The sequence below is a fragment of the Pseudoroseomonas ludipueritiae genome (genome assembly GCF_014490445.1).
In the GTDB taxonomy this organism is placed as follows: Bacteria; Pseudomonadota; Alphaproteobacteria; order Acetobacterales; family Acetobacteraceae; genus Pseudoroseomonas; species Pseudoroseomonas ludipueritiae.
This window is the reverse complement of sequence record NZ_JACTUZ010000144.1, coordinates 1-11,765: the sequence shown is the minus strand read 5'-3', so window position 1 is coordinate 11,765 and position 11,765 is coordinate 1. Positions and strand designations below refer to the sequence as shown.

General features: G+C 69.0%; 14 protein-coding genes, 2 tRNA genes and 2 pseudogenes. 4 read left to right on the top strand and 14 right to left on the bottom strand.

What is annotated here, in order from left to right; genetic code table 11:
* The 8 genes and pseudogenes from IBL25_RS20935 to IBL25_RS20895 form a co-directional block, all read right to left on the bottom strand.
* A pseudogene (locus tag IBL25_RS20935) lies at positions 1-539 on the bottom strand (hypothetical protein); the annotation flags it as partial.
* Between the two features lie 13 nt (positions 540-552).
* Positions 553-1,005 (bottom strand): ExbD/TolR family protein, encoded by a 453-nt coding sequence (locus tag IBL25_RS20930; RefSeq protein ID WP_187780444.1) that lies wholly within the window; start codon positions 1,003-1,005, stop codon positions 553-555.
* Positions 1,006-1,011: 6 nt separating this feature from the next.
* Positions 1,012-1,788, bottom strand: a complete 777-nt coding sequence (locus IBL25_RS20925) for a MotA/TolQ/ExbB proton channel family protein (protein ID WP_187780443.1) — start codon at positions 1,786-1,788, stop codon at positions 1,012-1,014.
* A 10-nt stretch (positions 1,789-1,798) separates the two neighbouring features.
* A complete protein-coding gene (locus IBL25_RS20920; RefSeq protein WP_187780442.1) occupies positions 1,799-2,233 on the bottom strand; it encodes a Tat pathway signal protein in 435 nt (144 codons plus the stop codon).
* 107 nt (positions 2,234-2,340) lie between these two features.
* The gene (locus IBL25_RS20915) at positions 2,341-3,282 is read right to left on the bottom strand and encodes a polysaccharide pyruvyl transferase family protein (RefSeq protein WP_187780441.1); all 942 of its coding nucleotides are present in this window, start codon (positions 3,280-3,282) and stop codon (positions 2,341-2,343) included.
* A 177-nt stretch (positions 3,283-3,459) separates the two neighbouring features.
* Positions 3,460-3,534, bottom strand: a tRNA-Thr gene (locus IBL25_RS20910).
* 552 nt (positions 3,535-4,086) lie between these two features.
* Positions 4,087-4,329, bottom strand: a complete 243-nt coding sequence (locus IBL25_RS20900) for a hypothetical protein (protein WP_187780439.1) — start codon at positions 4,327-4,329, stop codon at positions 4,087-4,089.
* Positions 4,330-4,482: 153 nt separating this feature from the next.
* Complete coding sequence (locus tag IBL25_RS20895; protein ID WP_187780438.1) at positions 4,483-4,953, bottom strand: Hsp20 family protein; 471 nt, start codon at positions 4,951-4,953, stop codon at positions 4,483-4,485.
* A 147-nt stretch (positions 4,954-5,100) separates the two neighbouring features.
* On the opposite strand from IBL25_RS20895, the gene def reads away from it, so the two are divergent.
* Genes def through IBL25_RS20875 form a run of 4 tightly spaced genes read left to right on the top strand, consistent with a single transcriptional unit; the run spans position 5,101 to position 7,902 of the window.
* Positions 5,101-5,634 carry a peptide deformylase gene (def, locus tag IBL25_RS20890; RefSeq protein WP_187780437.1) on the top strand — a complete coding sequence of 178 codons (534 nt, stop codon included), beginning with the start codon at positions 5,101-5,103 and terminating at the stop codon, positions 5,632-5,634.
* Between the two features lie 5 nt (positions 5,635-5,639).
* Entirely contained in the window at positions 5,640-6,551 is a 912-nt protein-coding gene (fmt, locus tag IBL25_RS20885; RefSeq protein WP_187780445.1) for a methionyl-tRNA formyltransferase, read from the top strand.
* Entirely contained in the window at positions 6,552-7,313 is a 762-nt protein-coding gene (truA, locus tag IBL25_RS20880) for a tRNA pseudouridine(38-40) synthase TruA (RefSeq protein ID WP_187780436.1), read from the top strand.
* 40 nt (positions 7,314-7,353) lie between these two features.
* Complete coding sequence (locus IBL25_RS20875) at positions 7,354-7,902, top strand: NUDIX hydrolase (RefSeq protein ID WP_187780435.1); 549 nt, start codon at positions 7,354-7,356, stop codon at positions 7,900-7,902.
* 11 nt (positions 7,903-7,913) lie between these two features.
* Here IBL25_RS20875 and IBL25_RS20870 read toward each other — a convergent pair.
* The 6 genes and pseudogenes from IBL25_RS20870 to IBL25_RS20845 form a co-directional block, all read right to left on the bottom strand.
* Positions 7,914-7,990, bottom strand: a tRNA-Met gene (locus tag IBL25_RS20870).
* 44 nt (positions 7,991-8,034) lie between these two features.
* Entirely contained in the window at positions 8,035-9,141 is a 1,107-nt protein-coding gene (mnmA, locus tag IBL25_RS20865; RefSeq protein ID WP_187780434.1) for a tRNA 2-thiouridine(34) synthase MnmA, read from the bottom strand.
* Positions 9,138-9,830, bottom strand: coding sequence for a TenA family protein (locus tag IBL25_RS20860; RefSeq protein ID WP_187780433.1), 693 nt, complete (start codon positions 9,828-9,830; stop codon positions 9,138-9,140). The genes mnmA and IBL25_RS20860 overlap by 4 nt, the downstream gene beginning before the upstream one ends.
* 1 nt (position 9,831) lies before the next feature.
* Positions 9,832-10,155 (bottom strand): ferredoxin family 2Fe-2S iron-sulfur cluster binding protein, encoded by a 324-nt coding sequence (locus tag IBL25_RS20855; RefSeq protein WP_187780432.1) that lies wholly within the window; start codon positions 10,153-10,155, stop codon positions 9,832-9,834.
* A 10-nt stretch (positions 10,156-10,165) separates the two neighbouring features.
* Positions 10,166-11,356: a cysteine desulfurase family protein gene (locus IBL25_RS20850; RefSeq protein ID WP_187780431.1), complete on the bottom strand. Its 1,191-nt coding sequence runs from the start codon at positions 11,354-11,356 to the stop codon at positions 10,166-10,168.
* A gap of 39 nt (positions 11,357-11,395) precedes the next feature.
* Positions 11,396-11,765, bottom strand: a pseudogene (locus IBL25_RS20845) (cysteine desulfurase); the annotation flags it as partial.

Below are 11,765 nucleotides of genomic sequence, written 5' to 3'. Positions count from 1 at the left end.
GGGGTCGGGGCCGGCGGGCGAGCCTGCACGGGTGGCGGCGGCGGCGCCGGGGGCGGCGGCGGAATGTCCGCAGCTTCCAGCGGCACCACGTCCGGTTCGGGCGGGCGCTGCGGCTCCGGCTCCACGGCCTGAAGAGTTTCCATCGGCGGGGTCGGAGCCGCTTCGACAGGCGGCGGCTCCACAGCCTCTGGCGGCGTGGCGGCCATTGTGTCCGGCGGAGGCTCGACGGGGGTCGCTGCTTCCGGGGCCGTCACGGCCAGTGGTGGTGGCGGCACCTGGGCGGCCGTGGTGGCCTGCGGCGCAACGGCTTGCGCTTCCTCCATCGCCGGGGTGGCCTCGGATGCCTCCATCTGCGGCGCGCTGGGCGCGGCCGCCATTTCCAGCGGAATAATCTCGGGTGCCGGCGGCGGCATGGTGGAATGCGGCAGGCCGTAGAGGAAGAAGGCCAGCGCGCCGCCATGCAACAGGGCGGAAGCGCCCCAGCCTAGGATGCGGTAGCGCGAGCCTTGGCCCTCGCCCGGCAAGGCAATAGTGGTCATGGCGGCTCTCAGCTCAACGGGCCTGCACGACCGGGGCGTTCGGCTCAACCTCGGCGATCAGCGAGACCTTGGTGATGCCGGCCTGGGTCACACGACCCATGACGCGCAGCACCTCCCCATAAGGCGCGGTACGGTCGCCACGGACATAGACCGGCGCCTCAGGGTCGTTCTTGTGCAGGTCGGCCAAGCGAGCGGGAAGGTCGGCCGCCGGGATCTCTTCCTTCGCCAGGAAGACCTTACCCTCGGCCGTCACGGTCAGCACCACCGGCGGCTTCGGTGCCGCCGCACGCGGGGCGGCAGTCTTGGGCAGTTCCACCGGCACGCCCACCACCATCATTGGTGCCGCGACCATGAAGATGATCAGCAACACCAGCATGACGTCCACCAACGGCGTGACGTTCATGTCCGCCATAGGCAGGGCGGTGTCGTCGTCATCCTGGGCGAGGCCCATGCCGGAGAAAGCCATGGCGGGTTACTCCGCCGCCGCGTGGGCGCGGGCCTGCACCGGCATGGCACCCTGCGCCACCCCCGGCGGGCGGCGGGACAGGTTGGAGGCGAGTTCAGAGGCCGCGCCATTCGCTTCCTGGCGCAGCCGGCCCAGCCGCACCATCAGGCGGTTATAGGCCATCACGGCCGGGATGGCGGCCACCAGACCGATGGCCGTGGCGAAGAGCGCCTCGGCGATACCAGGGGCGACCACCGCGAGGCTGGTGTCGTTGCTGCGCGCAATGCCGGCAAAACTGTTCATGATGCCCCAGACCGTGCCGAAAAGGCCGATGAAGGGGCCCACGGCGCCTGTGGTCGCCAGGAAGGGCAGGCCCGGTTCGGCACGGCGCAGCCGCGCGCTGATGGCGCTGCGCATCGCGTGTTCGATCCGGTGGCGGTATTCACCACGGCTTTCATGCGGGTCGCGGCCCTCGCGCCATTCCCGCGCGCCGGCACGCAGCACCTGGGCGGCCAGTTCCTCGCCCTGCGGCGTGGCGGCGGCAACGGCGCCGGCACCGGGCGCCGCCGCAGCGACAAGCTGCCGGATCTGGCGGGACAGGCGGGAGAAGAGCACCGCTTTCTCGATCACGATCGCCCAGCAGACCACCGAGGCCAGCACCAGGGCGATCATCACGCCCTTCACCACCCAATCGGCTTGCAGGAACAGGCCCAGCATGGAGAGGTCTGGCCCCGCATGCACCGCCGCGACGGCGGCATCGACGGCGGTGGAGGGGTCGATGGCGGCGGGATCGGTCGGGTTCATCGCGACCTCCTTACTTATCGAAAGACACGCCGCTCACACGCGACGAAAGGGCGATCCGGGGCAGGCAGGCGGCCCGGCCTTCCGGGGTGGGGCCACAGGCCAGCACGTCGTTCAGCAGCACCGAGCCGATGCTGTCGCAGGCCTGGCCGGCCAGATCGAAGATGCGCGCCTGGGTCTTGGTTTCCGGCAGCGGTCCGATATCGAGCGCGAGGCGGCGGGCGATGACACCGTCCTTGCCGAACATCAACAGGTCCAACCTCAAGGGGTCGATGGCCTCGGATGTGGGGTTGCGCGCCACCATCCAGACACGGCAATTGCCGCCCTGCGGCTCCAGCCGGTTCAGTTCAATGGAGATGCGCTGCGCGTCCTGCGCGGCGGCGGGCAGCGCGGTGCCGGCGGCCACGGCCAAGCCGGCGGCAGCCAGGGCGGACAGGAAATGGCGCATCGCTACTCCTGGGGGCGGTTATGGGCGTCGGTGGCTTATGGCCCGATTGAGACGCATGTGCAATGCGAATGACTCGCAAATTGCCCCGCAGCAGGTTCCTGCTGGCCTCAGGCCTGGTCCAGTGGCGCCAGGGTGGAGAGGCGCCGCATGGCCTCCTGCCCTGGCACGGCCTCGGGCGTGCCGAGGTGGCGCGGGAAGGCTTCGAGCAGCCGCGACGCGTTGTAGGACAAGGGCTGCCAGTGCCGGTCGATGAAGCGGCAGGCATCTTCCCAATCCGTCTGCAGGTGCCGCTCCTGGCGGTAGAGCAGCACTTCCGGCTGGCCGACTCCGGCATAGAAGTCCCGCATGCGATGGTCGATAGGCACGGCGTGGTCGGCGGCGTGGAATCGGCCTGGCTTGCCAGCGTGGATGTCGAATCCGGCGCAGGGGATGCCATAGGCCTCCGCCACTACCAGCGCATGCAGGCTGGTGCTGAGGATGCGCCGGCAGGCCAGGATCTCCTCAACGCGCTGGCGCACCGGCTCCACACCCCGGTCGACCACCGTGTTGATCACGGTCACCGCGCCCCGTAGCGTCTCGGGTATCGCATAGCGAAGGAAGTCAGGACGTGCGCCGGCGGTGGGGCTGCGCTGCTCGATCTCGCTGAGGTGGATCACCACGCCTAGCTCCCAACGCTTGGCGATGCCCTCCCCAGACCAGAGGCGTGGCAGCAGCATGGCGGGGTCGCCATAGACATCCGGCACGGCATAGCCGCTCTCGCGCAGAAGGGCTGCACTGAAGGGGCCACGCAGGGCATGGGGCATGAAACGGGTGAAATGCGGGTGCCTGAAGCCTCTCGGCACCGCGAAGCCTGATTCCTGGGCGCCGCCGAATCCGGCGCCCCAGACATCCACGCGCCCCAGCCGCTGCTTCTGGCCGATGGTGCCCACCGAGATCAGCCGCTGCCGCAGCGAGGTACTGGGCGTGAACTGCACCGGTTGCCCGGTATGCGCCGCAACGATGATGGGACCGAAGAGGTCGCCCATGTTGCCGAAGCGCCTGCCGCGCATCCAGTTCATCCGCATCAAAGGAACCTTCGCTTCTGTCCGGCCCGACCTGCCGCCGGAAGCATCCCTCTGGCAAGAGTGCGGCGGCCGCCATCTTTGCGATTCATGCTGGAGATGCGGGATTGCAGCTTCCGCCGACAGTCGCGGAATACCAACACATCAGCTTCTTGATAGGGAGGATGGTGCCGACGCCCGGGATTGAACCGGGGACCTACTGATTACGAATCAGTTGCTCTACCGCTGAGCTACGTCGGCTGGCGGGGCGCTATCTAGCGGCATGCGCGGCAAAGGGCAACCGTCTGGAGCGCGCTTCCTGCGGGGAATTGTAACAGGAGCTATTTCCCCACCGTAATTCATTATGGAACAGGCTTAAGCGCACCCTGCTCCAGCGCTCTTCGGCATGGACGGGCAGGCGGTTTGGGTGAATACCGCCCTTGTCTCGCCTTCCGGCGTTTCCATGGACATCGGCTTCGCCATTCCGGACCAGCTTGCCGCTAAGGTGGTGGCCCAGTTGCGCCACCATGGCGCCGCGCGGCGAGGCTGGATGGGCATCGAACTCAGGCCGAAGGAAGAGAGTGGAAAGGCCGGTGCCAGGCAGCCGCGGCGTAGCCCAGTGGTGTCAACCTGGGAGCGGACAGCGGCGCGGTAGGTGGCTGACCATGCCCCCCGGGCCTGGCACTGAAACCGGCGGCACGGCGTAACGCGGCGACATTGGACTTGCGGGTGACGCTGGGTGACCTGCCACGCGAAAGCTGAGCCTGCCAAAGCGTCTCCCGGCCGGGAAGGCCGGCCGGGGCAGCAGTGGGCTCAGTGCACCAGCAGCGGCACCATCTCGTGCTGGAGAATGGCGGCGGTGGCCAGCGAGGCGTCCGGCGCCGCGCCGATCTGCGTGCCATCGGCGGAATAGATCGCGACGATCTGGGCGCCATCCACGACCACCGGCCGGATATAGGCGATCTGCTCCGCCCCGAAGCGGGCCCATTCGGCGGGCGCCAACTGCCGCAGCGCGTCGGCGGCGGCGAAGGGACGGGTCGTGCTGTCCTTGTTCATCGTTGTGACTCCTGTTGCCGGCCTCGCCGAGGCCCGGCTGACGGCCGGCAAGTGCCGCGCCGTAGGTGAAGCTCTGTCAGGCGTCGCTCTGATAAGCCAACGCGCCAGAGCCAGCAGGTTTGCACTCCGGTAAAGCCGGAGCGCCAGAAGCTCTCAGGATACCGGCTCTTCGTCCGCTGCCGAACCATGCACCAGCGGCCGACCACCCTGCGTGCCCCGCATGCCAATGCGGATCGACTTCACCCGCACCTCAGGCTGCGGGCGCTTGAGGTCGATATGCAGCAGGCCGTTGTCCAGCCAGGCACCCTCGACATCGATTCCCTCCGCCAGCACGAAAGCGCGCTGGAACTGCCGGGCAGCGATGCCGCGGTGCAGGAAGATGCGGCCCTCGCCGTCGTCCTTCTGCTTGCCGCGCACGACCAGCTGGTTGTCTTCCTGCGTCAGCTGCAGGTCGTCCATGCTGAAGCCGGCCACGGCCAGCGTGATGCGCAGGCGGTTATCGCCGGTCTGCTCGATATTATAGGGCGGATAGCCATCAGAATTCTTCGCCACGCGATCGAGCATCTGTTCCAGATGATCGAAGCCTAGAAACAGGGGCGAACCGAACAGCGACGAGCGTGACATGGCAGGCAAAGCCTCCTCATCCGAGAGCGAGACGACAGCGAAGCCCGAAGCACTCCGCCGCGAAGGAAATCTTGTTCCCTTCCGCCCGATTTGCAAGGGGATACGGCAGTTGCGGGGCGGGGCTGCACCCGGCTACAGCAGCCCTCCATGTCCGACGAATCCCTGCTGCCCATCCTTCTGGTCCCCGACAAGCGCCTGCGCACCAAGGCGCGCCCCGTCTCCAACGCGGACCTCGATACGGTGCGGGAACTCGCGCCGCGCATGCTGGCCACCATGTACAAGGCCCCGGGCATCGGCCTGGCCGCCCCGCAGGTGGGCGTGATGCTGCGCATGGCGGTGGTGGACATCCAGAAGGACGACAAGCAGGATCCTATGGTCCTGATCAACCCGGAGATCGTGGCCGAGAGCAGCGAGCTGGCGACGCGGGAGGAAGGCTGCCTTTCCCTGCCGAACCAGTATGCCGACGTGACACGCCCCGCGCGCATCAAGCTGCGCTGGCTGGCGCTGGACGGCAGCCGCAAGGAAATGGAGGCGGAGGACCTGCTGGCCACCTGCATCCAGCATGAGCTGGACCATCTGGATGGCGTGCTCTTCGTGGACCACATCTCGGCGCTGAAGCGGAACATGCTGCTGCGCAAGCTGGCCAAGGAACTGAAGAACAAGGCGCGGGACGAGGCATGACCCGCCTGCGCCTGGCCTTCATGGGCAGCCCGGACTTCTCCGTGCCGGCGCTGCGGGCGCTGCATGAGGCCGGGCATGAGATCGCGGCGGTCTATTGCCAGCCGCCCCGCCCGGCCGGGCGCGGGCAGAAGGAAGCTCCCTGCCCCGTGCATCGGGCGGCGCTGGAACTCGGCCTGCCGGTGCGGACGCCAGCCCGTGTCCGTAAGGATACCGCTGAGCATGAAGCCTTCGCGGCGCTGGATCTGGATGTCGCCGTTGTGGCCGCCTATGGACTGATCCTGCCGCCGGCGATGCTGGAGGCACCGCGCCAGGGCTGCCTGAACATCCATGCCTCGTTGCTGCCGCGCTGGCGTGGCGCCGGGCCGATCCAGGCCGCCATCCTGGCGGGCGATACCGAAAGCGGCATCACCATCATGCGCATGGAGGAAGGCCTGGACACCGGCCCCATGCTGCTGCGGGACAGCGTGCCGATCGGGCCCCGCACCACGACCCCGGAGCTGCATGACGCTCTGGCCGCCCTGGGCGGGCCGCTGGTGCTGCGCGCCTTGGAAGAGAACCCGCCCCCCGTGCCCCAGCCGGAGGAGGGCGTGACCTACGCTCCCAAGCTGGGCAAGGAGGATGGGCGCCTGGACTGGACTCAGGATGCCGCCGCGCTGGACCGCCGCGTGCGGGCCCTGAACCCCTGGCCTGGCACCTTCTTCCGCCACGGGGAGGATGTGATCCGCCTTCTGGCCGCTGAACCCGAGCCTGGCGACTCCAACGCCGCCCCAGGCACCGTGCTGGATGGCATGCCCCGCATTGCCTGCGGCAACGGCGTGCTGCGCCTGACGCGCCTGCAAAGGGCCGGGCGCGGCGCCATGCCGGCCGATGCTTTCCTGCGCGGCTATCCCCTGCCGCCCGGCACCGTGCTGGACTGAATGCCGCGCTACGCCCTTCTGGTCGAATATGACGGCACGCCCTTCGTGGGCTGGCAGCGGCAGACCAATGGCCTCTCCGTGCAGCAGGTGCTGGAGGAAGCGGCCGCGCCCCTGAATGGTGGCGCGCTGCCCGAGACCGTCGCCTCCGGCCGTACCGACGCGGGCGTGCATGCCGAGGGCCAGGTGGTGGGCATCGAGTTGCAGGCCGACCTGCCGCCGGAGCGTGTGCGGGAAGCACTGAACACCCGCAGCCGCCCTCACCCGGTCTCGGTCATAAGCGTCGCCCGGCCGCCGGAGGAATGGTCGGCGCGCTTTTCCGCGCGCGGCCGTGCCTACCGCTACCGCATTCTCAACCGCCGCCCGCGCCCGGCGCTGGAGATCGGCCGCGTCTGGCATGTGCCGCAGCCGCTGGACGCGGCGGCGATGCACGAAGCCGCGCAGATGCTGCTGGGGAAGCACGACTTCTCCGCCTATCGCGCGGCCGCCTGCCAAGCCAAGGACGCGCTGCGTACGCTGGACCGGCTGGATGTCAGCCGCTTTGGCGATGAGGTGGTGATCCACACCGCCGCCCGCTCCTTCCTGCATCACCAGGTCCGCAACATGGTGGGCACGCTGGTGGAAGTCGGGCTGGGGCGCCGCCCGGTCTCCTGGCCGCGACAGATCTTGGATGGCCGCAACCGGACCCGCGCCGGCCAGACCGCACCGCCGGATGGCCTCTGCTTCCTGCGCGCGGAGTATCCCGAGCCGCTGGACTGGTGCTGAACCTCTTGCGGCCTCGCTCTACCGGCCGCAGGCTGGCTGCATGTCCGACCGCTTCCAGCGCATCCGCCCGCCCGGTGACGAGCACGAACGGCTGACCTGCACCGAGTGCGGCTTCATCGCCTACGAGAACCCCAAGATCATCGCTGGCGCGGTGGTGGAGGTGGAAGGCGGGGTGCTGCTCTGCCGCCGCGCCATCGAGCCCCGTGCGGGCTTCTGGACGCTGCCAGCCGGATACATGGAGCTGGGCGAGACGGTGGAGGAAGCCGCAGCTCGCGAGGCCTGGGAGGAAGCGCAGGCGCGTATCCAGCCGGAAGGTATCCTGGCCATCTATTCCATCGCGCGGATCGGGCAGGTGCAGGTGCTGTTCCGGGCGCGGCTGGCGGAGCCGGGCTGGGCTGCCGGGCCGGAAAGCCTGGAGGTGCGGGTTTTCGCCTGGGAGGACATCCCCTGGGAGGAGATTGCCTTCCCCTCCGCCCGCTGGGCCCTGCACGAATGGCACCGAACGCGCGGCCAGCCGCTGGGCGTGCCGGCCATGAACCCACCGGAGGACCCGCGAGGGATGCGGCCTTTGCCGAACGCCGGATTGTAGGGCGGAGAATATGGTAGTGGTGGGCGGACTTGAACCGCCGACCCCGGCATTATGAGTGCCGTGCTCTAACCAGCTGAGCTACACCACCGAACCATTCAGCGAGGCGCCGTAGCGTCTCGTGTGGGCGGCGAATTAGGCTGCCTTGTGGCCCCTGTCAACTGCCTCGGCCGTGCCCTTGATGAAGCCGCCGCCTAAAACGCGATCGCCATCATACAGCACGCAGCCCTGGCCCGGGGCGGCAATCGCCGGCGCCTGCAACAGCACGCGCATGGTGGCGCTGGAAGCGTCCCAGAACACCGTGGCGGGCTGCGGCACCTCCCGGGCACGCAGCTTCACCTCGCAGGCCATGGGAGCCTCTGGCGGGGCGATAAGCCAGTTCACCTCGCCCACCCGCACCTCCGGCACCGCCAGGGCACTGCGCGGGCCCACCACGACGCGGCGGCGCGGTGCGTCCAGCGCGGCAACGTACAGAGGCTCCTCGCCATCGCGGGAGGCCATGCCCAGGCCACGCCCCTGCCCCACGGTGAAGCGGGCGATGCCCTGGTGCGTGCCGAGCACACGGCCGTCGACATGCTCGATCTGGCCCGGCTGCACGGCTTCCGGCCGGATGCCGGCCACGACCTCGTGGTAATTGCCACGCGGCACGAAGCAGATGTCCTGGCTGTCCGGCTTCGCGGCCACGATCAGCCCCAGCCGCTGCGCCTCCGCCCGCACTTCCGCCTTGGAAGCGAAGCCGCCCAGCGGGAAGTGGCTGAAGGCGAGCTGCTCCCGCGTCGTGGCGAAAAGGAAGTAGGACTGGTCCCGCGTCGGGTCCACCGCGCGCCGCAGCTCCGGCCCATCGGGGCCATCGACGCGGCGCACGTAATGGCCGGTCGCCAAAGCCTCGGCGCCCAGGTCCTTGGCCAGGTCCACCAGGTCGGTGAACTTCACGGTCTGGTTGCAGCGGATGCAGGGCACCGGGGTCTCGCCGCGCGCATAGGCATCGGCGAAGTCCTCGATCACGGCGCGGCGGAAGCGGCTTTCGCGGTCCAGCACGTAATGCGGGATGTCCAGCCGGTCCGCGACATCGCGCGCGTCATGGATATCCTGGCCGGCGCAGCAGGCGCCCTTCTTCTGCACCGCCTCGCCATGGTCGTAGAGCTGCAGCGTGGCGCCGATGACCTCGTGCCCCTGCTCCTTCAGCAGCCCAGCGACGACGGAGGAATCCACGCCGCCGGACATGGCCACCAGAATCCTCATCGGCCGGCCTCCAGTCCCATCTGCCAGAAGGCGGCCTCCAGCCGTGCCGCTTCCCCGAAGGTGGCGCAGAGGGAGGCGAAGCGCGCTTCCCCGCCATGGCTCACGCCCAGGGCATCCAGCCTCTCGGCGGCCGCGCTGGCGACAGACTGATAGTCCGGCGCGGCGTAGGTCTCGATCCAGCTTTCATAAGGATTGCCATCGCGCCGACGCCCTGGATGCGCATTGATGCGCAGGGCGATCTCGCCATAGCCGATCATGCAAGGCGCCAGCGCCACTTCGAGGTCCAGGATATCCCCGGCCATGCCGCGGTCCAGCACCCAGCGGGTATAGGACACCGTCTCAGGGGCCTCGGGCTGGGCCAGCACATCGGCTTCGGTCAGGCCCCACTCGGCGCAATAGCGCAGGTGGATCTGCATCTCGGCCAGCAAGGCATTGAGGCCCGTGGCCTCGCTGCGCAGTGCCAGCAGGCTTTCCGCCTTGAAGGCCGCCAGGGCCTTGGCGCGCGCGAACTGGATCAGGAAGAGCCAGTCCTGCACCAGGTAGCGCTGGAAGGCAGCCAGGGGCAGCGTGCCCTCGGCCAGTCCCTGCACAAAGGGATGCCAGCAATAGGCATCCCAACGATCCAGGCAGGCCTCCCGCAAACGATGCGTCAGCCCACCCGCCGCACCGTAGGGGGAGGCGAATGTCATGTCAGGCGTGTCGGCTGCCGGCTGGCAGCTTCACCACCAGGCCGTCCAGTTCATCAGTCATGATGAGCTGGCAGCCCAGGCGCGAGGTCTCCTGCAGATCGAAGGCGAGGTCGAGCATGTCTTCCTCATCCTCGGTCGGCTCCGCCAGCTTGGGGAACCAGGAGGAATCGACGATCACGTGGCAGGTGGAGCAGGCCAGGCTGCCCTCGCAGGCGCCCTCGATGTCCACGCCGTGACGGTGCGCGATCTCCAGCACGGAAAGGCCCAGCGGGGCCTCGACCTCGCGACGGGTGCCGTCACGCTCGATGAAGGTCATCTTCGGCATCGCCGTTTTTCTACTCCGCCGCGTCTTGGGTTACGGATCGGGCCTGCCGCCAGGCGCGGCCCAGGGCAGCGGCGGCGAGGTCCACATCGGCGGGCGAGGTAAAGCGTCCGATGCCGATCCGCAAGCTCGACCTTGCCACCGCGTCCGGGACGCCGATCGCGCGCAGCACATAGGAGGGCTCCACTTCGGCCGAGGAACAGGCCGAACCGGTGGAAACACAGAGTTCCTCTGCCGAGGCAGCCATCAGCGCCTGTGCCGCCACGCCGCCGGGAAAGGCGATGTTCAGGTTGCCAGGCACACGCGGGCCCATAGCGCCATTCAGCGCCACACCCGGCACTTCCCGCTGCAAGGCAGCCCAGAGGCGGTCTCGCTGCGCGGCGATGCGGGTGGCATCCGGCTCCCGCTCGGCCTTCGCCAGCCTCGCGGCCTCACCCAACCCCACCAGCAGCGGCGCAGGCAGGGTGCCGGAGCGCAGCCCCCGCTCCTGCCCGCCCCCCGAGAACAGCGGCTGCAGCCGCACGCGTGGGCGGCGCCGCACGAAAAGCGCGCCCACACCCTTAGGGCCATAGATCTTGTGACCGGAGATGGAGATCAGGTCCGCCGGCAGTGTCCCCACATCCAAAGCCACCCGACCGGCGCTCTGGGCTGCGTCGGTATGGAACAAGGCGCCCGCTTCCTTGGCGATGGCGGCCAGGGCAGGCAGGTCCTGCACCACGCCGATCTCGTTGTTCACGGCCATTACGGAGACCAGCAGCGTCGGCACCCGCAGGGCCTCCCGCAGCGCATCCGGTGCCAGGAGCCCATCCGGCCCCACCGCCAGCACCACAGGCTCAAAGCCCTCGCTGGCCAGGTCCCGCACGCTCTCCAGCACGCATTTATGCTCGGTCGCCACGGTGATGATGCGGCGGCGCGGGTCGCCCTGCGCGGCGGCGAAGCGGGCAGCGCCCTTGATGGCGAGGTTGTTGGACTCGGTGGCGCCGGAGGTGAAGACGATCTCCCGCGCCTCTGCCCCCACCAATGCCGCGACCTCGCTCCGGGCAGCTTCCACGGCTCCCTCCGCGGCGCGGCCAAGGATGTGCTCGACACTGTGGGGATTCGCGAAATTCTCTTCCCACCACGGGCGCATGGCCGCCAGCACGCGCGGGTCCAGTGGCGTGGTCGCGTGGTTGTCGAGATAAACGGGGCGGTTGCTGATGGCCATGATCTTGCTATCTGGCGCGCCGGCCAGCCGGTTCAAAGGTCACGCGGCGCGACGGGCAAGCCGTCCGCGCATGGCGGCATGGACTTCCAGGAAACGCTCCGCCGCATCATCCGGCGCGTTCCAGGGCAAGGAGACTCGGATGGCGCAGCCCGCCTGCTCCGGCGCTACGCCCATGGCCAGCAGCACATGGCTGGCGGCCACCTTGCCGGAAGAACAGGCCGAGCCGGAGGAAACGCGAAGCCCTGCCAGATCCAGCGCAATCACCTGCGTCTCGGCGGGGGCACCGGGCAGCAGCAGGCAGGAGGTATTCGGCAGGCGCGGCGCGCCGGCGCCGATGACGGGCAGGCCGGCCCCGGCCTCGATCGCGTCGCGCAGCGCGGCAAGACGCCGGGCCGCGGCAGGGTCCGCA

What these genes read in the sequence shown, in the direction of transcription:
- mnmA (WP_187780434.1), bottom strand. Translation starts at nt 9,141, where the DNA reads ATGAGGATTCTGGTGGCCATGTCCGGCGGCGTGGATTCCTCCGTCGTC.
- IBL25_RS20860 (WP_187780433.1), bottom strand. Translation starts at nt 9,830, where the DNA reads ATGACATTCGCCTCCCCCTACGGTGCGGCGGGTGGGCTGACGCATCGT.
- IBL25_RS20855 (WP_187780432.1), bottom strand. Translation starts at nt 10,155, where the DNA reads ATGCCGAAGATGACCTTCATCGAGCGTGACGGCACCCGTCGCGAGGTC.
- IBL25_RS20900 (WP_187780439.1), bottom strand. Translation starts at nt 4,329, where the DNA reads ATGAACAAGGACAGCACGACCCGTCCCTTCGCCGCCGCCGACGCGCTG.
- IBL25_RS20920 (WP_187780442.1), bottom strand. Translation starts at nt 2,233, where the DNA reads ATGCGCCATTTCCTGTCCGCCCTGGCTGCCGCCGGCTTGGCCGTGGCC.
- IBL25_RS20930 (WP_187780444.1), bottom strand. Translation starts at nt 1,005, where the DNA reads ATGGCTTTCTCCGGCATGGGCCTCGCCCAGGATGACGACGACACCGCC.
- IBL25_RS20895 (WP_187780438.1), bottom strand. Translation starts at nt 4,953, where the DNA reads ATGTCACGCTCGTCGCTGTTCGGTTCGCCCCTGTTTCTAGGCTTCGAT.
- IBL25_RS20925 (WP_187780443.1), bottom strand. Translation starts at nt 1,788, where the DNA reads ATGAACCCGACCGATCCCGCCGCCATCGACCCCTCCACCGCCGTCGAT.
- IBL25_RS20915 (WP_187780441.1), bottom strand. Translation starts at nt 3,282, where the DNA reads ATGCGCGGCAGGCGCTTCGGCAACATGGGCGACCTCTTCGGTCCCATC.
- truA (WP_187780436.1), top strand. Translation starts at nt 6,552, where the DNA reads ATGCCGCGCTACGCCCTTCTGGTCGAATATGACGGCACGCCCTTCGTG.
- IBL25_RS20850 (WP_187780431.1), bottom strand. Translation starts at nt 11,356, where the DNA reads ATGGCCATCAGCAACCGCCCCGTTTATCTCGACAACCACGCGACCACG.
- IBL25_RS20875 (WP_187780435.1), top strand. Translation starts at nt 7,354, where the DNA reads ATGTCCGACCGCTTCCAGCGCATCCGCCCGCCCGGTGACGAGCACGAA.
- def (WP_187780437.1), top strand. Translation starts at nt 5,101, where the DNA reads ATGTCCGACGAATCCCTGCTGCCCATCCTTCTGGTCCCCGACAAGCGC.